This is a genomic window from Streptosporangium fragile, from assembly GCF_039534445.1.
In the GTDB taxonomy this organism is placed as follows: Bacteria; Actinomycetota; Actinomycetes; order Streptosporangiales; family Streptosporangiaceae; genus Streptosporangium; species Streptosporangium fragile.
On the sequence record NZ_BAAAVI010000011.1, the window covers coordinates 1 to 20,631 of the forward strand.

At 72.1% G+C, this 20,631-nt stretch carries 17 protein-coding genes; 6 read left to right on the forward strand and 11 right to left on the reverse strand.

Translation table 11 applies throughout. From position 1 onward, the window contains the following. From ABD841_RS09545 to ychF, 6 genes are all read right to left on the reverse strand, one after another. Nucleotides 1-1,778, reverse strand: a 1,778-nt coding sequence (locus ABD841_RS09545) for a type IV secretion system protein (RefSeq protein WP_344969861.1), incomplete at its 3' end; no start/stop codon positions are given. Nucleotides 1,779-1,834: 56 nt separating this feature from the next. Next, on the reverse strand, nt 1,835-4,327 hold the full coding sequence (locus tag ABD841_RS09550) for an ATP-binding protein (RefSeq protein WP_344969863.1): 2,493 nt from the start codon (nt 4,325-4,327) through the stop codon (nt 1,835-1,837). Between the two features lie 262 nt (nt 4,328-4,589). Next, nucleotides 4,590-7,397: a TcpE family conjugal transfer membrane protein gene (locus ABD841_RS09555; protein ID WP_344969865.1), complete on the reverse strand. Its 2,808-nt coding sequence runs from the start codon at nt 7,395-7,397 to the stop codon at nt 4,590-4,592. 47 nt (nt 7,398-7,444) lie between these two features. Next, nucleotides 7,445-7,720 (reverse strand): hypothetical protein, encoded by a 276-nt coding sequence (locus ABD841_RS09560; protein ID WP_344970069.1) that lies wholly within the window; start codon nt 7,718-7,720, stop codon nt 7,445-7,447. Between the two features lie 151 nt (nt 7,721-7,871). Continuing rightward, entirely contained in the window at nt 7,872-8,903 is a 1,032-nt protein-coding gene (locus tag ABD841_RS09565) for a conjugal transfer protein (RefSeq protein ID WP_344969866.1), read from the reverse strand. 853 nt (nt 8,904-9,756) lie between these two features. Further along, entirely contained in the window at nt 9,757-10,845 is a 1,089-nt protein-coding gene (ychF, locus tag ABD841_RS09570) for a redox-regulated ATPase YchF (RefSeq protein WP_344969868.1), read from the reverse strand. A 227-nt stretch (nt 10,846-11,072) separates the two neighbouring features. Between ychF and ABD841_RS09575 the strand changes: the two genes are divergently transcribed. Both ABD841_RS09575 and ABD841_RS09580 read left to right on the forward strand, forming a co-directional pair. Beyond that, nucleotides 11,073-12,377 (forward strand): DNA recombination protein RmuC, encoded by a 1,305-nt coding sequence (locus ABD841_RS09575; protein WP_344970071.1) that lies wholly within the window; start codon nt 11,073-11,075, stop codon nt 12,375-12,377. Between the two features lie 121 nt (nt 12,378-12,498). Then, complete coding sequence (locus tag ABD841_RS09580; protein WP_344969870.1) at nt 12,499-13,023, forward strand: DUF6542 domain-containing protein; 525 nt, start codon at nt 12,499-12,501, stop codon at nt 13,021-13,023. Nucleotides 13,024-13,239: 216 nt separating this feature from the next. Here ABD841_RS09580 and ABD841_RS09585 read toward each other — a convergent pair whose 3' ends face one another. Further along, complete coding sequence (locus ABD841_RS09585) at nt 13,240-14,211, reverse strand: 4-hydroxy-3-methylbut-2-enyl diphosphate reductase (RefSeq protein ID WP_344969871.1); 972 nt, start codon at nt 14,209-14,211, stop codon at nt 13,240-13,242. Between the two features lie 110 nt (nt 14,212-14,321). On the opposite strand from ABD841_RS09585, the gene ABD841_RS09590 reads away from it, so the two are divergent. Next, nucleotides 14,322-15,311 (forward strand): DUF8129 domain-containing protein, encoded by a 990-nt coding sequence (locus ABD841_RS09590; protein WP_344969873.1) that lies wholly within the window; start codon nt 14,322-14,324, stop codon nt 15,309-15,311. Between the two features lie 26 nt (nt 15,312-15,337). Beyond that, complete coding sequence (gene xseA, locus ABD841_RS09595) at nt 15,338-16,546, forward strand: exodeoxyribonuclease VII large subunit (RefSeq protein ID WP_344969874.1); 1,209 nt, start codon at nt 15,338-15,340, stop codon at nt 16,544-16,546. Here the strand turns inward: xseA and ABD841_RS09600 are convergent. Then, nucleotides 16,524-16,994, reverse strand: coding sequence for a GNAT family N-acetyltransferase (locus ABD841_RS09600; protein WP_344969876.1), 471 nt, complete (start codon nt 16,992-16,994; stop codon nt 16,524-16,526). The genes xseA and ABD841_RS09600 overlap by 23 nt on opposite strands. Nucleotides 16,995-17,056: 62 nt before the next feature. On the opposite strand from ABD841_RS09600, the gene ABD841_RS09605 reads away from it, so the two are divergent. Further along, a complete protein-coding gene (locus tag ABD841_RS09605) occupies nt 17,057-17,290 on the forward strand; it encodes an exodeoxyribonuclease VII small subunit (protein WP_344969878.1) in 234 nt (77 codons plus the stop codon). 91 nt (nt 17,291-17,381) lie between these two features. Here ABD841_RS09605 and ABD841_RS09610 read toward each other — a convergent pair whose 3' ends face one another. Next, on the reverse strand, nt 17,382-17,930 hold the full coding sequence (locus tag ABD841_RS09610) for a DUF4245 domain-containing protein (RefSeq protein WP_344969879.1): 549 nt from the start codon (nt 17,928-17,930) through the stop codon (nt 17,382-17,384). Nucleotides 17,931-17,992: 62 nt separating this feature from the next. Further along, nucleotides 17,993-18,586, reverse strand: coding sequence for a TetR/AcrR family transcriptional regulator (locus tag ABD841_RS09615; RefSeq protein ID WP_344969881.1), 594 nt, complete (start codon nt 18,584-18,586; stop codon nt 17,993-17,995). A 95-nt stretch (nt 18,587-18,681) separates the two neighbouring features. Here ABD841_RS09615 and glpX point away from each other — a divergent pair, with 95 nt between their 5' ends. After that, entirely contained in the window at nt 18,682-19,716 is a 1,035-nt protein-coding gene (gene glpX / locus ABD841_RS09620) for a class II fructose-bisphosphatase (RefSeq protein ID WP_344969883.1), read from the forward strand. A 113-nt stretch (nt 19,717-19,829) separates the two neighbouring features. On the opposite strand, the gene ABD841_RS09625 is transcribed toward glpX, so the two are convergent. Beyond that, nucleotides 19,830-20,438 carry a DUF1707 SHOCT-like domain-containing protein gene (locus ABD841_RS09625; RefSeq protein ID WP_344969884.1) on the reverse strand — a complete coding sequence of 203 codons (609 nt, stop codon included), beginning with the start codon at nt 20,436-20,438 and terminating at the stop codon, nt 19,830-19,832. Nucleotides 20,439-20,631 lie beyond the last annotated feature (193 nt).

A 20,631-nucleotide genomic window follows, 5' to 3' on the forward strand; every position in this document is an offset into this window, starting at 1 on the left:
CCGGCCTGCGCGTCGGTGTCGAGCGGCGCGGGCTGCGCGCCGGCCGGAACCCGGGCGCCCGAGGGCGTGGCCGGGGTGACACCGCCATCCTCGCCGCGGACCTTGCCCTGGGCGACCGCCGCGGCCGCCGTGGCGACGGAGGCTCCGCCGGCCATCGCGGCCGCCTGCAGGACCGGCTCCGCCTTGCGCATGCCCCAGCGGCCCGCCCTGACGGCCGCGACCGGCGGCAGCACGGACGCGGCCCGCTGCAGGGTCGGCGCGGTGGCCGCCTCGCCCAGCATCCTCGTGGTGATCGTGTGCCCGTCCATGGACGCGAACAGGTGCTGGAACGGCCGCCGGTAGAAGAACACCGCGATCGTCAGCAGCGCCATGAACATGACCTGCATGCCCCACGGCATCGCCGTGGAGATGATCAGCGCGTAGCCGTACACGAGCACGCCCAGGACGAGGGCCAGCACCGCCTGCCTGAGCAGCGTGCCGATCAGCATCTCCACCCAGCGCATGGCGATGATCCGCCCGGACCCGGGATGGACGCCGATCAGCAGGAAGACAGGCGCCAGGATCAGCAGCAGCAGGAAACCGACCTTGAGCACCAGCAGCGAGACCGCCACCAGGAAGATGAGCAACCCGGCGACCATGGCCGCCATGAAGGCGCCGATCGCGACCCCCAGGCGGTTGGTCCAGTCCTTACCCTGGAAGAGGAAGAAGATCGGCGTGTTCTGCAGCTTGTCGGCGACCTCCTCCTCGTATCGTTCCTGGTGCGCGCTCGTCGCGGCCGTCTGACCCGCCTTGAACTCGGCCGCGTCGGTCGTCTGGATCTCCAGCAGCTTGGCGCCGAAGTCCTTGATCACCGGGGCGTTGGGGTCGGCGGTGCCGAACTGGCCCATCAGCCACGGCTTGCAGACCAGGGTCGACCACAGCGCCTCGGAGTTCTGCTCGACGCCGGGCACGCCGTACTGGCCGTAGCCGCCACCCTTGACCTGCGGGTCGGGGTCGTTCCTGGTCGGCAGGCAGGAGGTGCCGCCCGCGCCGGGCAGCTCGGCGAAGGCGGAGTTGACCACCTCGCCGGTCTTGTCGGTGACGACCTTCCCCATCCCGGTGAAGTCGCCGGGCCGGCTGAAGAACCAGACCGCCACCGTGACCGCGAGAACCATCCAGATGACGCCCTCGGCGGTGGTGGTGGCGCGCTTGCGGATCAGCCCGTACCAGGCCAGCCAGACCGCGCCGAGGATGACCAGCGGACGCAGGTAGGGCCAGTACATCGCGTCGGCGAGGCTGATCACGATGTCGTCGACGACGTTCTTGATCGCATCCAGCGGGCCCTCGGTGGCCGCCGCCTGGTAGGTCGTGATGGTCAGCCGGTCCAGGGCCTTGGCCCAGGTGAAGACCGTGTTGGCCATGGCGTTGCCCATCACGGCCACGACGTCGTCGCAGCCGAGCTGGTGAGTGTGCCAGAACTGGCCGCTCATGCCGTAGGTGGCGTAGCTGCCCTTCTCCGCGGCGGCGGTCGCCGCCCCCGCCTGCCCCGCACCCGCCTGCCCCGCTCCCGGCTGGGCCGCCCCCGCCTGGGCCGCGTCCGGTGCCGACGGCTTGATCAGGCCGTCCAGGCCGCCGTCGACGACCTCCGGCGACAGGTCCGGCGACAGGTCGCACGGTGCCGCGGCGACGGCGGTGGACGTCTGCGCCGGGAACACCAGCGGCAGTGCGAGGAAGGCGGTCAACGCCACCAGCGAGATGGCGATCCGCCTGCGTAGTCGTCCCTTGCGGGAAGCCTTCACCTCACGGGAACCCCTCAGCCCCTGACGGGAACCTTTCAGCCCCTTGCGGGAGCCCTTCATGACCGCACCTCCAGCGCCGCAGTCCCCGGCCTACTGCCTCTGTCGCCCCCAGAAAGATCATGCACGTTCTCGTTGGGTTTGTCGTGTGTCGGATTCGTGTCCAGCCACTGCAGGAGCTCGTCCGAGATCAGGTCCACCCCGATACGGCCGGCACGGCCGTCCAGATCCCGGAAAATGCACTCACCGTTGCCCAGCGAGCGCAGCACCGCCTTGTGCTCCTCGGAGGGCTCCACCCCGAGAAGCGACATCACGTGCTCCACCTCGACCCGTTCGGTGGAGCGGAACGCGAACACCGACGACAGGCAGTTCGTCACCTGCTCGTTCAGTAGGTCGCCCGCGTTCTGTGAGACCAGCACCAGCGCCGTGTTGCGGGAGCGGCCCATCCGGCTGACCTCGGGCACCAGCTTGGCGCCCTCCGGCGTGGACGTGATCGCCCATGCCTCGTCCAGGAAGATCGCCTTGGGCGCCCGCCGGTCGAGGCCGTTCATCAGGCCCCGCGCGAACTGGGCGACCAGGTAGAGCAGCGCCACCGACAGCCGCTGCTCGTAGGAGTAGTCGTCACGGCCGGTGGAGGCGTCGGGCAGGGTCAGGCCGCCCAGGGTGAAGACCGTGGTCCAGCCCTCGGTGTCGATCTTGTCACCGCCCGACGGGTCGAAGCAGAGCCGCGCCAGGTGCATCTCCGACATGGAACGGAGCACCGCGCCCAGGTTCTTGGACGCGGCGTCGTCGGCCTGCTCCAGGAATTCGACGACCTTGCCCAGCGACGGATCGTCGGCGTTGGCGACCGCCGCGACCGCCTGGATCATCGCCGACTCCCGCTCCTCCGACATGCGCGGCAGCAGCAGGCGCAGCGTCTCGGTGGCCATCGTCTTCCTGGCCGCGATGTCGTCGCCGAACGAGAACGGGTCGAGCAGGCCCGGCGCCGCCGAGCCCAGCGGGATGATCCGCGCCTTCCTGCCCCGCTTCCGCAGGAGCTGGACCAGCGAGTCGGCGTCGCCCTTGGGGTCGATGACGGCGACCGTCACACCGCGCAGCGCCATCTGGTAGATCATCAGGAGCGCCAGCGTGGTCTTGCCACCGCCCGGCTCCCCGGTGATCGCGATGGCCGTCGGCCGGTTGCGCGTCGCCGCCACCAGCGGGTCGAAGTGCACGATGCTGCGGGCGCGGCCCAGGGTCTCCCCGATGTAGGGCCCCATCCAGCCCGAGCCGCTCTCGTCCGTACGGTCGCCCAGATCGACGGTGGCGGTCGCCATGCCGCCGGCGATGGTGCGCAGCGGCTGCCGCTGGGCGTAGGCGTTGACCCGGACCCGCTCGCCCGGCAGCGTCTCGCAGAACAGCGAGAACTGGTCGCCGGTGGAGTTGACGATGTCGATACCCATGTCACGGTAGTGCTCCACGACCGCCTCGACCCGCTGCACGCAGATCTCCTCGGTCGGGGCGGACACGATCAGCCGGTGCCAGCCGTAGACGAAGGGCAGGCGTTCCTTGGTGATGCCGTGTTCGAGCATCCGGGCCGCGTCGATCTGCTCGGCCAGCGCCAGCGGCGCCTCCGCCCCCGCCTCACGGATGTGGATGTCCATGTCACGGGCGTGGGCGAGCTTGCGCGCCACGTCCTTGCTGGCCTTCACCGGGGGGATCAACCGCATCCTGGAGCTGATCTCCACGGGGAAGGGAAGCTGGTCGGCGAAGTGCATCCAGGGCTCGCCGTCCGGGAAGGGCATCAGATCGGGGAAACGGGCGAAGGACAGGTACGCCACGTAGGAGTCACCCTGCGGCTGCTCGATCCGGAGCAGCGACCTGCCGTTGTGGATCTGGCCCTCGACCAACGACTCGATCTCGCCCTTGCCCCACCGCCGCTTGGGGCTGGCCGAGGCGGGCGGGTCACCGAGGGAGCCGGTCGCCGCGTGCTGGAACAGCCAGGCGATCTCGGTGGAGGTGGCGTGCCTGGCGTACAGGGCGCTGGCGGCCAGCGCCCTGCCCAGCCGCTCCGCCTGCTCGGACCACTTGGCGATCTCGGCCTTGGGAACGTGGTCGTCCTCGATGCCCAGGGCCTTCTCGCTGCGCTGGTAGATGCCGAAGAGCTGGGAGAGGACCCCGGCGCCGAGCTGCCGTCCCCGCGCACCGAGCCGCACGCCGAGGTAGACCTCCTTGGTCCAGAAGTCCTTGGCCCAGACGTGCCGGTACATGTCCTCCAGGTAGTCACGCCAGCCGGGCCCCTCGTCGGAGGTGGCGTTCAGTGCCATCGCCCACTCGGCGGCCGGGTAGGTCCGGTGCGCCACCCGCAGGTGCACCTCGGCGTCGGGCATCCGGATCGCGGCCAGCGCGATCGTGATGTTGGTGGCCAGGGCCTCCCGCTCCTCGGGCGTGATGAACTCGTAGCTCACGGTGGGGAGCCGGAAGTAGGCCCAGACCGACGAGTCGGTCAGCAGGATCCGGTCGTCGAAGTATCGGACGGCGAGGCGGCTGCGCGCCCGCGACGCGCGGCTCACCGGCGCTCCCCGGACGGCCGGGCACCCCGGGGGACGGCTCGGCGGGCGACCCGGCGGCCGGTCCGGCACGCGGCCTGCCGCCCGGCTCCCCGCCCGGCCGGGCACGTGGTCTGCCGCCCGGCCCGCCGTGCGGCCGGCCCGCCGTGACCGCGGGCTCGCCCGTCCGGCCCGGCCCCGTCCCGTCCTGCGCTGACCTCGTCGTCCCGCCCGCTCACCTGCACTTCGTCACGCCCGCTCACCGCGTCTCCTCGCGCCCGGGGGATCACTGGGCCAGTTCCTCCTCGCTGGGTAGACCCGCCTGCACTGCTCCGAATCCCGCCACGACGACTCCGGCCAGCGCCAGGTACGCCCGGCGGCCCGGCGCCCTCAGGTGGGACGGCTCCACCCGGCCGGCCCTGCCGGGGGCCAGCTCGTCTTCCCAGGGGACCCGCACGATCGCCCGGCACCTGCCCCGCGCGACCGCCTCGGCCTGCTCCACGTCGGCCATGCTCCGGCGACTGACCCCGTTGACGACCATGATCGCCCGTTGGCGGAGGTCGGCGCAGCCGTGCCCGTCGAGCCACTCGTAGGTCATGGCCACCGCGTCCGGCCCGTCCTCGCTGGCCGGGACGACCAGGACCAGTTGGTCGGCGTAGGGCAGGACCCGTGCGGCCAGCGCCGCCGCCGGGTCCATGACGATCAGCTTGTAGTGCCGGTCGAGCACGTCCATCGCCTGGGCGAGCCTCCGGTCGGAGAAGAGCGTGCGATCGGACAGGCGCTGCTCGGCGCCGGCGTCGCTGTCTCCGGCGAGGACCTCCAGCCCGGAGGCGCAGCGGCTGGTGTAGGAACGCATGCTCAGATAGCCGTTGACGTTGTCGAGACCGGCCAGCAGGGAGCTCAACGTCTCGGGCGACTCGCCCTGCACCCGGCGGGACAGCGCGTGGGTGCCGGTGCTGGCGTCGACCGCGAGCACCCGGTCCTCGCGGTAACGGGCGAGGGTGTGGCCGAGCATGAGCGCCGTCGTGGTCTGCCCGGCGCCGCCGGTGCAGCCGAGCACCACCACCCGGCGACTGCCGCTGAAGACCGCCCTGGTCCGCGCCTCATCCACCTCCGAGCCGTCCGTACGGCCTCCGCCGCCGGGCCCGATGACCACCTGGGCCAGTCGTCGCCAGCCGCCGGAGGAGTCGCGTCCGACCACCGACTCCACCCGGCGGACCTTGGCCTCGCCGTGGGACGGCCTGGGCACGGGCACCGCGGGCGTCACGGGATCGGCCTTGGCCGCCCCCGCGGGGACGGCGCGGATCGACATGCCGCCCGGCAGCCCCCCGCTCCTGGGGGTGCCGGTGCCCCGCTGCGCGCCCGCCGGCGGCTCGGGCGACCACGCCTTCGGCGTGTCGGCCTGCCGTCCGATCGGTGCGGGCTGCCCCCTGCGGTGCCGGCTCCGCGCGCCCTCCTCCACCTCCGCCGCCTCCTCGGCACGCCGCCCGACCGGGGCGGGCCCGACGAACCTCGGCACGAAGGAGGGGACGGCCGGAGCCGGGGGCCGCTCGGCGGGGTCGGGCACGACCGTGGGCCTGCCCACCGGGGCCACCCGGGTGGGCGCCGCCGGCTCGACCGGCTCCCGGTCCGCCGGGGTCTCGGCCACGGCCGGAGTCCGGGCCGGAGGTCCGGCGGCGGCCGGAGTCAGGACCGGTGGCTCGGCCGTCGGAGGCTCGGCCGCGGCCGGGGTCTCGGCCGCACGGTCCGGAACCACGGGCTCGGCCGGGGGCCGTACGGGGGTGACGGGTCGTGCGGGAGCCCGCCGTTCACGTGGCGGCAGTAGGCGTGACGGCTCGGCGGCCTCCGAGGGCGCGGCCCGGTCGGGCTGCGCGGCGGCGGAAGCACGCTGGGCCTCGGCGGAGGCGGCGAGCCTGCGCAGGCGCCGCAACGCCTCGGTGTCGATGGGCGCGACCGGAGTCTCGGCCGCCGGCGCCTGCTCCCGCGCGGGAGCGGCACCGGACACGGGAGCGGCACCGGACACGGAGATGGACCCGGTCGAGGCGGCGGGTGCCTGGCCGGCCGATACACCGGGCGATGTGGCGGGGTCTCGCCGGGACGAGCCCTCGACCGGCGCTTCCGGCGCGGGCGCGCCGGACTCGACGGGCGCGCCGGGCTTGGCGGAGGCGGCGGGGGCCACGGATGCCGGTGACGCCGCGGGGGCCGGGGTGACGGGCGTGGGAACTCCGGGTGCCGGGGTGACGGCCTCGGAAGCGCCGGGCACGGAAGGAGAGCGCACGGGCCCCGCAGACGAGGTGGGGACGGTCGCCGGAGGCACGACGGGCCCGGCCGCCACGGGCGCCACCGGGCCGACCGTCGCGGGCGCCACCGGCACAGCGGGTTCAGCCGTCGCAGGCGCCACCGGCGCAGCGGGCGCCACCGGAACGACCGCCGCGGGGATCGCGGTCTCAGCCGCCGCGGGCACGGCGGCCGGAGGGGCGGGGGAAACCGCGGCCTGGGGCTCGGCGGCGGGAACGGGACGGACGAGAGCCGGGGCGGTGCCCCGGCGAGAAGCACGGGCCCTGCCCCAGGTGGCGCGCTCGCGGGCGACCGGAGCCGTGGCGGCCGCCGCCGCGGCGGCGGCCACGGCCGGACGGACCTCACGGGAGCGCGAGGCGGATCCGCGCCGCGGCTGGGCGTGGCGAGCCTTGCGCGAGGACTTGACCCGGACCTCCGCCGCGTGTTGCGGCGCGGCCCGCCAGACCCGGGCGGTCAGCGCGATCTCGGCGGGTTCGGAGACGGGAGCCATCCGGCACCAGGTGCGCGGCTCACCCATGTAGCGCACCTGCGACTGCAGCAGCTCGGTCAGCCTCTTGCTCTCGATCACCGGCCGGGTGGAGAGCCACGTGACGACACCCGGCGGCACCAGGTAGACCACGTGCCACGGAGCCTCGAACGGCAGGCCGAGCAGGTAGAGCAGGAACGACCACGGGGCCAGCACTCCCACGAACCCACCGACCCAGACGATCGGGAGCGGCATCGGCAGCCGTAGGTCGTACAGCTTGTAGAGCCGCTTCTCGATCCTCCAGATATTGGTATACGTGGGCAGATCCACGTGATCCTCCTCTCAGCCTCTCCTAACGTGACCGTCCGGACGCGGTCTCAACCCCCCGAGATGCCCAGCGCGCCGGCGATCGCCTTGGCCGTCACCTCGATGATGTTCGGCACGTAGAAGATCACGCCGATGGCGATCGCGAGGATGATGAACTGGACGAACCGGGTGATCTCACGGGTGAAGAGGAAGAAGAGCGCCACCACCGAGACGATGGCGAGGAAGAGCGGCGCGAAGAAGCTGCGGAGGAAGTCGGCCAGACCTTCGGTGTTGACACCTTCCGGAGGAGCTGAGGGCTGAGCGAGCTCGAAAGCGCTCAGCAGCATGGTCTTGAGAATCACTTCTTGTCCTCCGTACTCACGATCGTGCTCGCCGGACGGCGACGGGCCCGCGGCGCGCACGTGGACGGCCGCACGACGGCGGCTCGTCGGTCAGGGGGGGTCTGCTCACTGTGGACCGGCACCGTTCGATCATGTGTTACCCCACAGACCGGTGTGCGCCGCGGATGTCCTTGACGAACCACTTGTCACCCTGCTTGACCATGGTGAGCAGGTAGGCCTGCTCCAGCTTGCCCCCCACCTGGCCGGGGTCCGGAGCGGTCGAGTCGGGGGACGGCGTCGGCCCCGAGGGCACGCCCCACACGACGGTGGCGGTCACCTCGCGGGTGGTGCCCCCGGCGAGCGGCACGACGAGCTCCTTGAGCGCCATGAAGGTGAACGCGCCGTCCAGTCCTTCGAGGGTGACCCCCGCGTCGGCGTAACGCTGCAGGGAGGCGGTGTCACCCGCGGCGTAGGCCTTGAAGAAGTCTTCCAGGGGGGTGCGGAGCTCCCGCTCGGCGGTGCCGTCGCGGTCGGGCGCGGCCTTGGGCGGCAGGTTGGCCGGCTCCGGCGCCGGCAGGATGCCCGGACGGCCGGAGACCACGAATCTCTCGGCGGCCCGGTCGTAGTAGACCGGCACGGACAGCAACTGCCGACGGTCCGAGGACTGGTAGGTGAGGGTGACGACGGCGTTGTCGGCGTCGACCACCTCGACCCCGTACGGTTGTACCGCTCCAGCGCTCATCCGGCCGAAGCCGTCCCACCCGAACTGGGCCTCGGCGCCCTCGGGGAGGTAGGGGGCCAGCCTGCCCGCCCTCTCCTGGGGGCGGGCGCCGTCGAAGTTGAGGTAGACCGCGGCGAACTGGATGGCGAAGGACGTGCCCTGGGTGGTGGGGAACCCGCTCTCGGAGACGGCGGGGGCGGTGCCGGCGGGGGCGCTCTGCCGGGTGAAGCGCTCGAACGGGGCGCGGACCCCGTTCACCACGATGACGACGATCAACGCCCAGAGGACGGCGCGGCCGGCCCACACCAGCCAGCGACCGCCACCGCCGGACCAGCGGTTGCGCGGCGCGCCCCGCCCGCGGGAGGAGGGCCGGTCGGGATCGAGATCGTCGGGGATGTCGGGGTATGCCGAAAGCTCGGGGTCTCCAGCGATCCGAGGATCACGCTGGACCGTCGACCTTCGAGCCATCACGCCTCCGCTCGCGCCAATCCCCCGGCTGGCGCGGTGTCGTATTGCTGCCGATCCCGTTAGCCATGGTGAAGACTTACTCTAGCCGCCTCACCGATTCTTCCAGGAAAGCCACGCCTATGCTGCAGGCATCGTGGTGACTGAGCAAACCAGGTCTGGATCCCCGGCGGGGCCGTCGATGTCGCCCCCGGGTGACGAAAAGCGCATTATCCCTGGCCAACGCGTGGGCCCATTACTCAAACGCCACCCATTGCTAACTAAACAGCCCCGGGACTGTCGCGACCAGCGCATTTAACGCGAAATCCATCACGTAGCGTCACAAGACGACAGAACGGTTCAGACCCCTCCTGTCGCGCGCCCCGCCCCATGCGGAAGGCCCTGTCCAGGGCCATGCGGAAGGCCCTGTCCAGGCCGGCACGGCGCCGTCCCGGTCGGCCGGAGGCTCCCCCGGGTGATGGCCTCCGGGGGCGGCGTCCGGGATCGGTCGGCCTTCCCCGGACGGATGACCACGCCCCCGAGTGGACGGCCCGCCACCCCGGGGTCCGGCGAAACGTCGGAGCCGTCCTCCGGATGCCGGGTGAGTGCGCGGGCCGTGGGACGGAGTTCACGGAGACGGCGCCGGCCAGGATCCAGCCGGCGTGGGCATGCTCGTCCGGCCCGACGTCGACGGGCTCGTCCGGCCGCTCGCGTACGGCGAAGACCCGCCGCCGGGATATCGGTGCGCGCCCGGCCGCTCGCGTACGGCGAAGACGACCGCCGGGAATCGCGGGATGCCCGGCCTCCCGGTTCACGGACGCCGACAGGACCGCCCGACCGGCTCCGTCACGGGTCAGGCGGCCTTCGCCGAGGGCGTTCAGACGTTGAAGCGGAACTCCACCACGTCGCCGTCGCGCATCACGTAGTCCTTGCCCTCGATGCGGGCCTTGCCCGCCTGGCGGGCGGCGGCAATGGAACCGGCCTCCACCAGCTCGTCGAAGGAGACGATCTCGGCCTTGATGAAGCCGCGCTGGAAGTCGGTGTGGATGACCCCGGCCGCCTCCGGGGCGGTGGCGCCCTTGCGGATCGTCCAGGCCCGGGTCTCCTTGGGGCCGGCGGTCAGGTAGGTCTGCAGGCCGAGGGTCTCGAACCCGACCCGGGCCAGCTGGGACAGCCCCGACTCCTCCTGGCCGACGGATTGCAGGAGCTCCAGCGCCTCGTCGTCGGGAAGCTCGACGAGCTCGGACTCGATCTTGGCGTCCAGGAAGACGGCCTCGGCCGGCGCGACGAGCGCGGACAGCCGGGCCCGCAGCTCCTCGTCGACCAGTTCGTCGGCGTCGAGGTTGAACACGTACAGGAACGGCTTGGCCGTCAGCAGGTGCAGGTCGCGCAGGTCCTTCGGGTCGATCCCCGCGCCCGCGGCCCCGGCGTACAGGGTCGTGCCGCCGTCGAGGAGCTTGACCGCGGCCTCCGCGGCGTCGAGCACGGCCTTGCGCTCCTTGTTGTTCTTGGCTTCCTTCTGCAGGCGGGGAATCGCCTTCTCCAGCGTCTGCAGGTCGGCCAGGATCAGCTCGGTGTTGATCGTCTCGATGTCGCGCTCGGGGGAGACGCCGCCGTCGACGTGGGTCACGTCGGGGTCGCTGAAGACCCGGATGACCTGGCAGACGGCGTCGGTCTCGCGGATGTTGGCGAGGAACTGGTTGCCCCGCCCCTGCCCCTCCGAGGCGCCGCGGACCAGCCCGGCGATGTCGACGAACTCGACCTTCGCCGGCAGGATCTTCGCCGACCCGAAGATCTCGGCCAGCTTCTCAAGACGCGGGTCGGGAACGCCGACGATGCCCACGTTGGGCTCGATGGTGGCGAACGGATAGTTCGCCGCCAGGGCGTTGGCGGTCTTCGTCAGCGCGTTGAAAAGCGTTGACTTGCCGACGTTGGGCAGTCCGACGATGCCGATGCTCAAGCTCACGTGAGCCGAGTTTACGCGGAATGACCCACTGCTACCCGCCGCGGCCAGGTCACAGAGCGGTACACCTCGCAGCCCGCGCCCCCTCACCCGGCCGTCGTCTCCCTGCCCGCGGCGGACGTGTTCCCCCAGGAGGGGACGCGTTCCACAGGGGGAAGGCCCGACCGGCCGCGAAGGCGTGTCGGCGCGCCGGAAGCGGCCGGGCCTGGAATCATGCCGGGGTGGACATCATGGCACTCGCCTTCCAGCTCGCCGTGGGACTCGCGGCGGGACTCGTGATCGGGTTCCTCCTCGGCCGGGCGCGTGCCTCCTCCGGAGCCACGGATGTCACCGCGCGCCTGGCCGACGCCGAGGCCCGCGCGAAGATCGCCGAGGAGAGGGCCGCCTACATCGAAGGTCAACTCTCCGACCGGTTCCAGGCCCTGTCGAGCAAGGCACTCGACGTCAACAACCTGCGCTTCCTGGAGCTGGCCGAGACGAAGCTGGCCGCCGGGCGGGCCGAGGCCGCCGGCGAGCTGGAGCGGCGCAAGCAGGCCGTCGAGCACCTGCTGGAACCGCTGAAGGACACCCTGGCCCGCGTCGAGGCACAGCTGCGTGACACCCAGCTCGGGCAGCGGGCCGCCCACGCCGAGCTGGCCAAGCACATCGACATCGTCCGCGAGAGCAACGAGCAGCTCCGCGCGCAGACGGACGTGCTGGTGCGAGCCCTGCAGCGGCCGGAGGCCCGGGGCCGGTGGGGGGAGCTCCAGCTGCGCAGGGTCGCCGAGATCGCCGGCATGCAGCGGTTCTGCGACTTCGACGAGCAGGCGAGCGTCACCACCGCCGACGGCGCGCTACGGCCCGACATGGTCGTGCGGCTCGCGGGCGGCAAGAACATCGTGGTCGACTCCAAGGTCTCCCTGGCCGCGTACCTGGAGGCCGCCGAGTCCGGCGATCCCGACCACCGGTCGAGCCGGCTCGACGCCCACGCCCGGCACGTGCGCGAGCACGTGGACCGGCTGGCCGCCAAGTCCTACTGGCAGGCGTTCAGCCCGGCCCCGGAGTTCATGGTGCTGTTCATCCCCGGTGAGGCCTTCCTCGCCCCGGCCCTGGAGCGCGATCCCGGCCTGCTGGAGTACGCCATGCGGCGGCGGGTCCACATCGCCACGCCCACCACGCTGATCACCATGCTCCGCACCGCGCAGTACGCCTGGCAGCAGGCCGCGCTCAGCGAGAACGCGCGGGCGGTCTTCGAGGTGGGCAAGGAGCTCTACGAGCGGCTGGGCAGCATGGGGCGGAACATGGAGGCGATGGGCCGCTCGCTGGGCCGGGCGGTGGAGGCCTACAACCGGACCGTCGGCTCCCTGGAGACGCGGGTCCTGGTGAGCGCCCGGAAGCTGAACGACCTGGGACTGGTCGACGCCGATCTGGACACGCCGCAGACGGTCGAGGACCTGCCCCGGGCGCTCACCTCACCCGAACTGCTGGCAGAAGAGGAGCCAAGCCCGTCTCTCGTACCACGGCAGAACGGTAAGTTGGCCAACGACCTGCCCTAGAAACTGTTCCCTGCCGACGCCGACGGCCGGACACTGGGGGCGGAGGGCGTTGGCGACGAGGGGCCGGGGGGCGACTGGTGGACGAGCGGGCCGGCGGGAAGCCGGTTGGCGGGGTGATCGCATGAATGGGCACTACCGGGGCACCGGCGTCCGGCTGACCGTCCGGGGTGCGGTGGCCCTCGTGCTGACGTCCACGCTCCTGGGCTACGTCCTGCAGGCGGTGTTCGGGCCGGCGACGCTGACCGGGCTGGCGTTCGCGGTCGGCTGCGTGGCCGCGGTGATGCTCGTGAACCGCCGTGATCTGCTCTCGCTGGTGGTCTCCCCACCGTTGATCTTCTTCGCGGCCACCGTGGCCGCCCAGGCGGTCCGCTCGCTGTTCGCGCCCACCCCGATCCAGGCCTTCGGCCTGGGCATGTTCACCGCCCTGTCCGGCCAGGCCCCGTGGTTGTTCGGGGGCTCGCTGCTGGTGTTGGTCATCGCCTGGCGGCGCGGCCTGACCCGGTGCGTACGCGAACTGCGTGACGAGCTGCGGGCGCCCAGAGCCGAGGTTCCCCGGCCCAGGAGCGGCGAGAGCGCCGCGTTCGCCCCCGAGCCGGAAGGCTACTTCGAGCCCAGGGTGTACGGCACGCCGCGCGAGGGCCAGTAGCCCGGGTACCCGCCGTCCGAGCCGGGGCCGGGCCGGACGCCGCGGGCACGGCCGGGGTCGTACGCCGACGACCGGAGCGTCCACGGTACGGGGTGGCGGCCCGTGCCGTCCCGAAGTGCAGGGCACGGTGCGCGATATGACGTCCCGGGACGTCCCGGGACGCGTGGCGACGGCACGAGACGTCCCGGGACGGTGGCCCGGGGCGCGGGGCGACGGTCAGACGGCGGTGACGCGCAGATCCTTGCGCAGCTCGTGCGGGAGGGCGAAGCGGACGCTCTCGTGGACGGACTCGACCTCCTCGACGTCCTCGAAGCCGTGCCGGGCCAGGCGGGCCAGGACTCCGGCGACGAGTTCCTCGGGGACCGAGGCGCCGCTGGTCACGCCGACCGTGGTGACGCCGTCGAGCCACTCGTCCTTGATGAGGGAGGCGTCGTCGACCAGATAGGCGGCGTCGGCCCCGTGGTCACGGGCGACCTCGACCAGCCGCTTGGAGTTGGAGGAGTTCTCCGAGCCGACGACGATGACGAGCTCGGCCTGGGCGGCGATCTCCTTGACGGCGACCTGACGGTTCTGGGTGGCGTAGCAGATGTCGTCGCTCGGCGGGTCGATCAGGTTGGGGAAACGCGCCTTGAGCCGGGAGACCGTCTCGGTGGTCTCGTCCACCGACAGCGTGGTCTGGGATAGCCACACCAGCCGCTCGGGGTCCTTGACCTGGACGGTGTCGACCGCCTGCAGGCCGTCGACGAGCTGGATGTGGTCGGGCGCCTCACCGGCGGTGCCTTCGACCTCCTCGTGGCCTTCGTGGCCGATGAGCAGGATGTCGTAATCCTGCGAGGCGAAGCGCTTGGCCTCGTTGTGCACCTTGGTGACCAGGGGGCAGGTGGCGTCGATCGTCTTCAGGCTGCGCCGGGCGGCCTCCTGGTGGACCGCCGGGGAGACTCCGTGGGCGGAGAAGACGACGATGGCGCCCTCGGGCACCTGCTCGGTCTCCTCGACGAAGATAGCTCCTCGCTCCTCCAGCGTCTTGACCACGTGGGTGTTGTGGACGATCTGCTTGCGGACGTAAACGGGGGCGCCGTACTGCTCCAGGGCCTTCTCCACGGTCTGCACCGCACGGTCGACCCCCGCGCAGTAGCCGCGGGGCTTCGCCACAAGTACTCGTCGGGTCGCGGGGGTCTTCGAAGTCATGCTCTTATGCTACGTGGAACGCTCACACAGGCTGCCCATATGTCCTATGAGCTCATACGGCACAGTCTTGGCACACTAGCCTTCTCATACAGACCTCCCAGGGAGACGACATGTCAGTCCCCGACATGATTCGCAATGTCACACAAAAGGCGAAGGACCTGCCGCTCCACATGCTGCAGACCGCGTTGAGCGGGGTCGGCCAGGCCCTGTCACTCGGCGGCAAAGTGCGGGACAAGATCAAGGGCCTCGCCGGCCAGGAGGAGGGACTCGACGAGTCCCATGAGAAGGCGGCCGACCAGTCGGTGGAGACCGCGGAGAAGGCCGAGGAGAAGCCCGCCCGCCGCGAGCCGATCATCTTCGCGCCGCGTCCCGAGAAGGCCGCGGACACGACCTCCTCCGCTGAGGGCAACGGCGTCAAGACCGCTCCCGAGCCGATCATCTTCAGCCCCGCCAAGCCCAAGCCCGCCGAGACCGCGACCGAGACCAAGCCCGCCGAGGTCAAGACCGAGACCGCCGAGACCACGGCCAAGCCCGAGCCCAAGGCCGCCGAGGCCAAGCCGGAAACCTCCCAGACGCCCGCCGGAACTGCCGAAACTCAGGTCGCCGAACCCGCCGCCAAGACCGCCGAGGTCGAACCCGAGCCCGAGACCAAGCCCGCCGAGGCCGCCGCCAAGCCGGAGACCAAGGCCCCGGAGACCGGGACCGCCGAGACCTCCGCCGTCGAGACCACGCCCGTCACCGCTGAGGTCCCCGCTCCCGAGGCCGCCGAGGTCCCCGCTCCCGGGGCCGAGGCGCCCGCGGGGGTGAAGGTGGAGGTCGCGCAGGTCGAGGTGGCGAAGCCGGAGAGCACGGACGCCGCCGCGGTCGAGGTGACCGAGACCCGGGTGGCCGGTCCCGAGGGCGCGCCGCCGGCCGACGTCCCGGCCGAGCCGATGCCCGGCTACGCGGGGCTGACCGTCGCCTCCCTGCGGGCCCGGATGCGCGGCAAGTCCGCCGAGCAGATCCGGGAGCTCCTGGCCTACGAGCGGGCCACCTCCGCCCGGGAAGCCGTCGTGCGCATGTACGAGAACCGCCTGGCCAAGCTGGAAGCCGCCGAATAGTCACGCCCGGCGCGTAGGCTCCGGCCATGACCTCGAAGACCACCCCCGAGCAGCCCCTCCCCGTCCGCACGGTGTTGCAGATGGTCGGCGGCTGGATCGGCAAGCTCGGCACCGTCTGGGTGGAAGGGCAGATCACCGAGCTGACCGCCCGCGGCGGCACGGTGTTCCTGACGTTGCGTGACCCGGTGGCCAACGTGTCCGCCCGGGTCACGTGCCCGCGCGGCGTCTACGAGGCGACCGTGCCACGGCCCGTGGACGGGGCCCGGGTCGTGATGCACCTGAAGCCGGACTTCTGGGTCAACAGGGGTTCCTTCGCGTTCACCGCGCTGGAGATGCGGCCGGTCGGGGTCGGCGAGTTGCTGGCGCGGCTGGAGCGGCTGCGCCGGCTTCTCGCCTCCGAGGGACTGTTCGGGGTCGACAGGAAGCGGCGGCTGCCGTTCCTGCCGGGCACGATCGGGCTGGTCTGCGGTCGCGACTCGGCCGCCGAACGCGACGTGCTGGAGAACTCGCGGCGCCGCTGGCCCGCGGTGCGCTTCAAGGTCGAGCAGGTGGCCGTGCAGGGCCCGTACGCCGTGGGCGAGGTCATCGAGGCGGTGCGGAAGTTCGACGCGGACGGCGAGATCGACGTGATCGTGATCGCGCGGGGCGGCGGCTCGATGGAGGACCTGCTGCCCTTCTCCGACGAGGCGCTGGTCCGGGCGGTGGCGGCGTGCCGCACGCCCGTGGTCAGCGCGATCGGCCACGAGCAGGACAACCCGCTGCTCGACCTGGTCGCCGACGTGCGGGCGTCGACGCCCACGGACGCGGCGAAGAAGGTCGTGCCGGATGTCGGCGAGCAGCTGGCTCTGATCCGGCAGCTCCGCGACCGGGGCCGCAGGGTGGTCGGCGGCTGGGTGGACCGCGAGACGGCCTGGCTGACCGCGGTCCGCTCCCGGCCCGCCCTCGCCGACCCGGTCCGTGAGATCGAGCGCCGGGCGGAGCAGGCCGAGCAGCTCAGGGACCGGGCCAGACGTGCCCTCACCGGTTCCCTCGACCGCGCCCAGGACTCGCTGGGGCACCTGCGTGCCCGCCTGGTGTCGCTCTCACCCGCCGCGACCCTGGAGCGGGGGTACGCGATCGTGCAGCGCCCCTCGGGCGAGGTCGTGCGGCTGGCGAGCGAGGTCGCCCCGGGCGACGAGCTGACGGTGCGCTTCGCCGACGACCGGATCACGGTCAGGAGCGATCCCGCCACGTGAGCGGGGGATAGCCGTCCTCGACGAAGCCGAGCGCCCGGTAGAGCGGCTCCCCGTCGGAGGTCGCGTGCAGGTCGACCTTGCCGATCCCCCTGTCGCGGTACCACCCCAGCAGGGCCAGCAGGATGGCCCTGCTGTGCCCCCGGCGCCGGTGGCGGGGGTCGGTGGTCATGCCCTGGACGTAGCCGTGGCGGCCGTCGGGCAGGGCGGGACCGGGGAACCGCTGGAAGATCAGGCCGATCCCGCAGGCGGCCAGGCCGTCCCCGGGGGCGTCCACCACGTAGACGGCCGTGTCGGGGTCGTCCAGGCGCAGGGCGAGGCTGTCGGCGTACGCCTCCTGCCACCCGCCGCTGACCGGGGCACCGCCGTCGCGGGCCATGCGGTCGGCGAGGATCTCGCGGAGGCGGACGAGCTCGGGGATGTCCTCGGGGGTCGCACCACGCACGCTCATCCGCACAGTTTCCCAGACGTGGGCTGGGTCACCGGCGGGCGGACGACCTCTAGGGTGGGGATGTGGCCGATGAGAAGACGACACCGTCATACGAGCAGGCGCGCGAGGAGCTGGCCGAGGTGGTCCGCCGCCTGGAGGCGGGCGGGCTGACGCTGGAGCAGTCGATCGAGCTGTGGGAGCGCGGCGAGAAGCTCGCGGCGCTGTGCGAGGAGTGGCTCCAGGGCGCCCGGGTGAAGCTCGCCGCCGCGATGGCCCAGCGCAAACAGCCCGACCTGTCGGGCGACAGCCCGTTCTGACCCGGCCCTTCGCGATCTCCCGGCCTGTCCCTGCGCGCCTTCCCCGGTTTCCGGCTGCTCCGGGAGGAGCGGACGGAAACCGGGGCCGGGGTCAGGGAGTGACCTTTTCCTGCTGTCTGAGGGAGCCGGCCAGGGTGGACAGTTCCTCCCAGGAGGCGGTGCCGGTGACGACGAGCGTCACGTCGGGGAGGAAACGGACGAGGGACCGCTGGTTCTTGTCCTCGCGGACGCGCTGCTCCCAGCTCACGCCGCCGATCCGGACGGTGCCGGTGACCGTGGAGGTGTTGGCCAGGCGGTTGGCGAACTCGGCCGCCGGCTTCTCGTTGCTCTCGGCGAGCATGGCGTGGGCGCGCTTGTCGTCGGGGCCCTTGGCCGTGGCGAAGCCGAGCCGCCAGGTGGCCGTGCCCTTCTCGTCGGTCGCCCTGGAACTGGTGGGCACCCACCCCGCGGGAACCCGCTCCGGCGCCCACACCTGGTAGGACGCGGCACGGCGCAGGTTGGCGAGGGAGATCGAGTAGTCGACCTCGGGGATGTGCTCCGTCCTGCTCTGCGGTGTGATCAGCAGGAAGACGCCGACGGCTGCCAGGCATACGGCCATGGCGAACGCGTAGGCGTAGAACCCCTGGGTGAACCTCTTCACGACTGTCGAGACTATCCGTTCGGGGAGGCAGTCCGGTCCGAAGGGCCGGTGCCGGGGCGCCCTCAGGGGCGGCGGATCTGCCCGATGATGGCGAGCACGTTCTCGACGAGCGCCCGGGAGGCGTCCTCGTCGTCGGAGAGGGCGACCTCGGAGACGGCGGCGGCCAGCGCGCCGGTGAGGACCACGACCAGCGCGCCCTCGTCGTCCTCGAAGAGGGCGGCGTTGCGCTTGGCCCACTGGCGCAGCCGGTCACGCATGATGACCTCGAAACCGGGAGGCCCGTCGCCGCGCAGGAACAGCGCCGAGATCTCCCGCTCGACCAGGCAGCCCTCCAGGTAGGCGCGGGCCCCGGCGACGAACAGCCGCATCGGGTCGGTCTCGCCCTCGGCGCGGGCCTCCTGGACGGCCTGTTTGGTCCGCTGGGTCTGCCGCGCCTGGAACTCCTCGAAAAGCGTGAGGTAGAGGTCGGCCTTGCCGGAGAAGTGGTGGTAGAGGCTGCCGACGCTCGCCCCGGCGCGGGCGACCACGTCGGTGACGCCGGCCTCGGCGAAACCGCTTGTGACGAAGATCTCCCTGGCGGCGGCCAGGAGCGCGACGCGTGTGGCGGCGCCTCGCTCCGAGGTCCGTGCTGTCACGCCTCTCACCAGCCATTCCATGTCGCTGCCCGTGGTGGGGACATTATCCTCCGCCGACCGGTCATCAGGGGGACAACTACGATCGTTGTATTAATCCACGAGAGGGGTTTCCCGCCATGTCCGATCAGACGTCCGTTCCCGCCGCCCTCGCCACGGGTGAGCACGCACCTGATCGCAACCTCGCCCTCGAACTGGTCCGGGTCACCGAGGCGGCCGCGATGGCCGCGGCCCGCTGGGTGGGGCGCGGCGACAAGAACGGCGCGGACGGCGCCGCGGTGAACGCGATGCGCCAGTTGATCAACACGGTGTCGATGAACGGCGTGGTCGTCATCGGTGAGGGGGAGAAGGACAACGCGCCGATGCTCTACAACGGCGAGTCCGTCGGTGACGGCAGCGGCGCCGAGTGCGACGTGGCCGTGGACCCGATCGACGGCACCCGGCTCACCGCGCTGGGCATGCCGAACGGCATCTCGGTCATCGCCGTCAGCGAGCGCGGCTCGATGTACGACCCGTCGGCCGTCTTCTACATGGACAAGCTGGTCACCGGCCCCGAGGCGGCGTCCTCGGTCGACATCAACGCGCCGGTGGCCGACAACATCGCCGCGGTGGCACGGGCCAAGGGCTGCTCCTCCTCGGACGTGACCGTGGTCATCCTCGACCGCCCCCGCCACGAGAAGATGATCCAGGAGATCCGGGAGGCCGGAGCGCGGATCAAGCTCATCACCGACGGCGACGTCGCCGGTGCCATCATGGCGGCCCGCGCGGGCACCGGCATCGACCTGATGCTCGGCATCGGCGGCACCCCGGAGGGCATCATCGCGGCCTGCGCCCTCAAGTGCCTGGGCGGCGTCATCCAGGGCAGGCTCTGGCCGCAGGACGACGCCGAACGGCGCCGGGCGCTGGACGCGGGCCTCGACCTCGACGCGACGCTCACCACCGACGACCTGGTCAGGTCGGACGACGTGTTCTTCGCGGCCACCGGGATCACCGACGGCGAACTCATGCAGGGCGTCCGCTACCGCGGTGGCCGGGCCGTCACCAACTCCCTGGTCATGCGCGGCCGGTCCGGCACGATCCGGAAGATCGAGAGCGAGCACCAGCTCTGGAAGCTGCGCGCCTACAGCGCGATCAACTTCGACAGCGCCGGCTGACCCGCGCAGCCCGGCGGCCCGGCCGGTCGCCGGAGCCGCGCGGCCGGGCCGCCGGTGACGGGCCGGGACCGGTCGGCGGCCGAAGCGAGAGCGGCCGGCGACAGACCGGGAGGTCAACGGCGGAACCAGGAGCGCCGGGGGCGTTTGGGCGCCTTGGCGACGATGCCGCCCAGCGCCACCAGGCCGGTGATCTCGATGATCGGACCATCGGGCGAGGCCGGGACCTGGTTCTTCTTCCCGCCCATGAAGGCCGAGGCGGGCATCTCGATCCGGACGCCCTCCGGGACGATGAGCGTGAGGGTCCCGGCCAGCACGGTGACCTGAAGGGTCACGTGGCGGGACTGCAGGAGCGCCTCGCGCAGGTCGAGCGTGACGTTGGCGCAGACGGCGGTGGCGGTGAACCGGGTGGGCACCACCCAGCGTCCCGAGCGCTCCTCGGAGCTGAAGAACGCCGCCACCGGCCGGACGTCGGTGCGCAGCGGCCGGGCCTCCGGTGGGAGCAGATCGGTGATGAGGGCTTCGAGCTCCCCGAACGTGCGGGCCCGGTAGAGGGCGTCGGTGCGTTCCTCGTGCTCGGTGTGGTCGAGCCGCCCGTCGGCGAGCGCGTCGCCCAGCACGGCGGCCACCTTCTCACGGTCGGCGTCTCCGGCCCGCAGGTCGGCGGGACGGATCTCGCGGTCGTTGCGGCGGACGGCGGGGGGACGGGGGCGGGGACTCTCCACCCTTCGACAATAATCGCCGCCGGTGCTTCGGAGGCGCGACCCGGTGCCTTGCCGCCCGGTCACGGCCGCCCCCATCACGGCCGCCCCCATCACGGCCGATCCGATCACAGAGCCGCCCCCGTCACGGCCGATCCGATCACGGCCGATCCAGTCACAGAGCCGCCCCCGTCACGGCCGACCCGGCAGCGGCGGC

Excerpts from the sequence above, each read along its gene's own strand:
- ABD841_RS09580 (WP_344969870.1), top strand. The coding sequence starts at position 12,499 with ATGAATGGGCACTACCGGGGCACCGGCGTCCGGCTGACCGTCCGGGGT.
- ABD841_RS09565 (WP_344969866.1), bottom strand. The coding sequence starts at position 8,903 with ATGGCTCGAAGGTCGACGGTCCAGCGTGATCCTCGGATCGCTGGAGAC.
- glpX (WP_344969883.1), top strand. The coding sequence starts at position 18,682 with ATGTCCGATCAGACGTCCGTTCCCGCCGCCCTCGCCACGGGTGAGCAC.
- ABD841_RS09560 (WP_344970069.1), bottom strand. The coding sequence starts at position 7,720 with ATGCTGCTGAGCGCTTTCGAGCTCGCTCAGCCCTCAGCTCCTCCGGAA.
- ABD841_RS09575 (WP_344970071.1), top strand. The coding sequence starts at position 11,073 with ATGGCACTCGCCTTCCAGCTCGCCGTGGGACTCGCGGCGGGACTCGTG.
- ABD841_RS09590 (WP_344969873.1), top strand. The coding sequence starts at position 14,322 with ATGTCAGTCCCCGACATGATTCGCAATGTCACACAAAAGGCGAAGGAC.
- ABD841_RS09615 (WP_344969881.1), bottom strand. The coding sequence starts at position 18,586 with ATGGAATGGCTGGTGAGAGGCGTGACAGCACGGACCTCGGAGCGAGGC.
- ABD841_RS09600 (WP_344969876.1), bottom strand. The coding sequence starts at position 16,994 with ATGAGCGTGCGTGGTGCGACCCCCGAGGACATCCCCGAGCTCGTCCGC.
- xseA (WP_344969874.1), top strand. The coding sequence starts at position 15,338 with ATGACCTCGAAGACCACCCCCGAGCAGCCCCTCCCCGTCCGCACGGTG.
- ABD841_RS09585 (WP_344969871.1), bottom strand. The coding sequence starts at position 14,211 with ATGACTTCGAAGACCCCCGCGACCCGACGAGTACTTGTGGCGAAGCCC.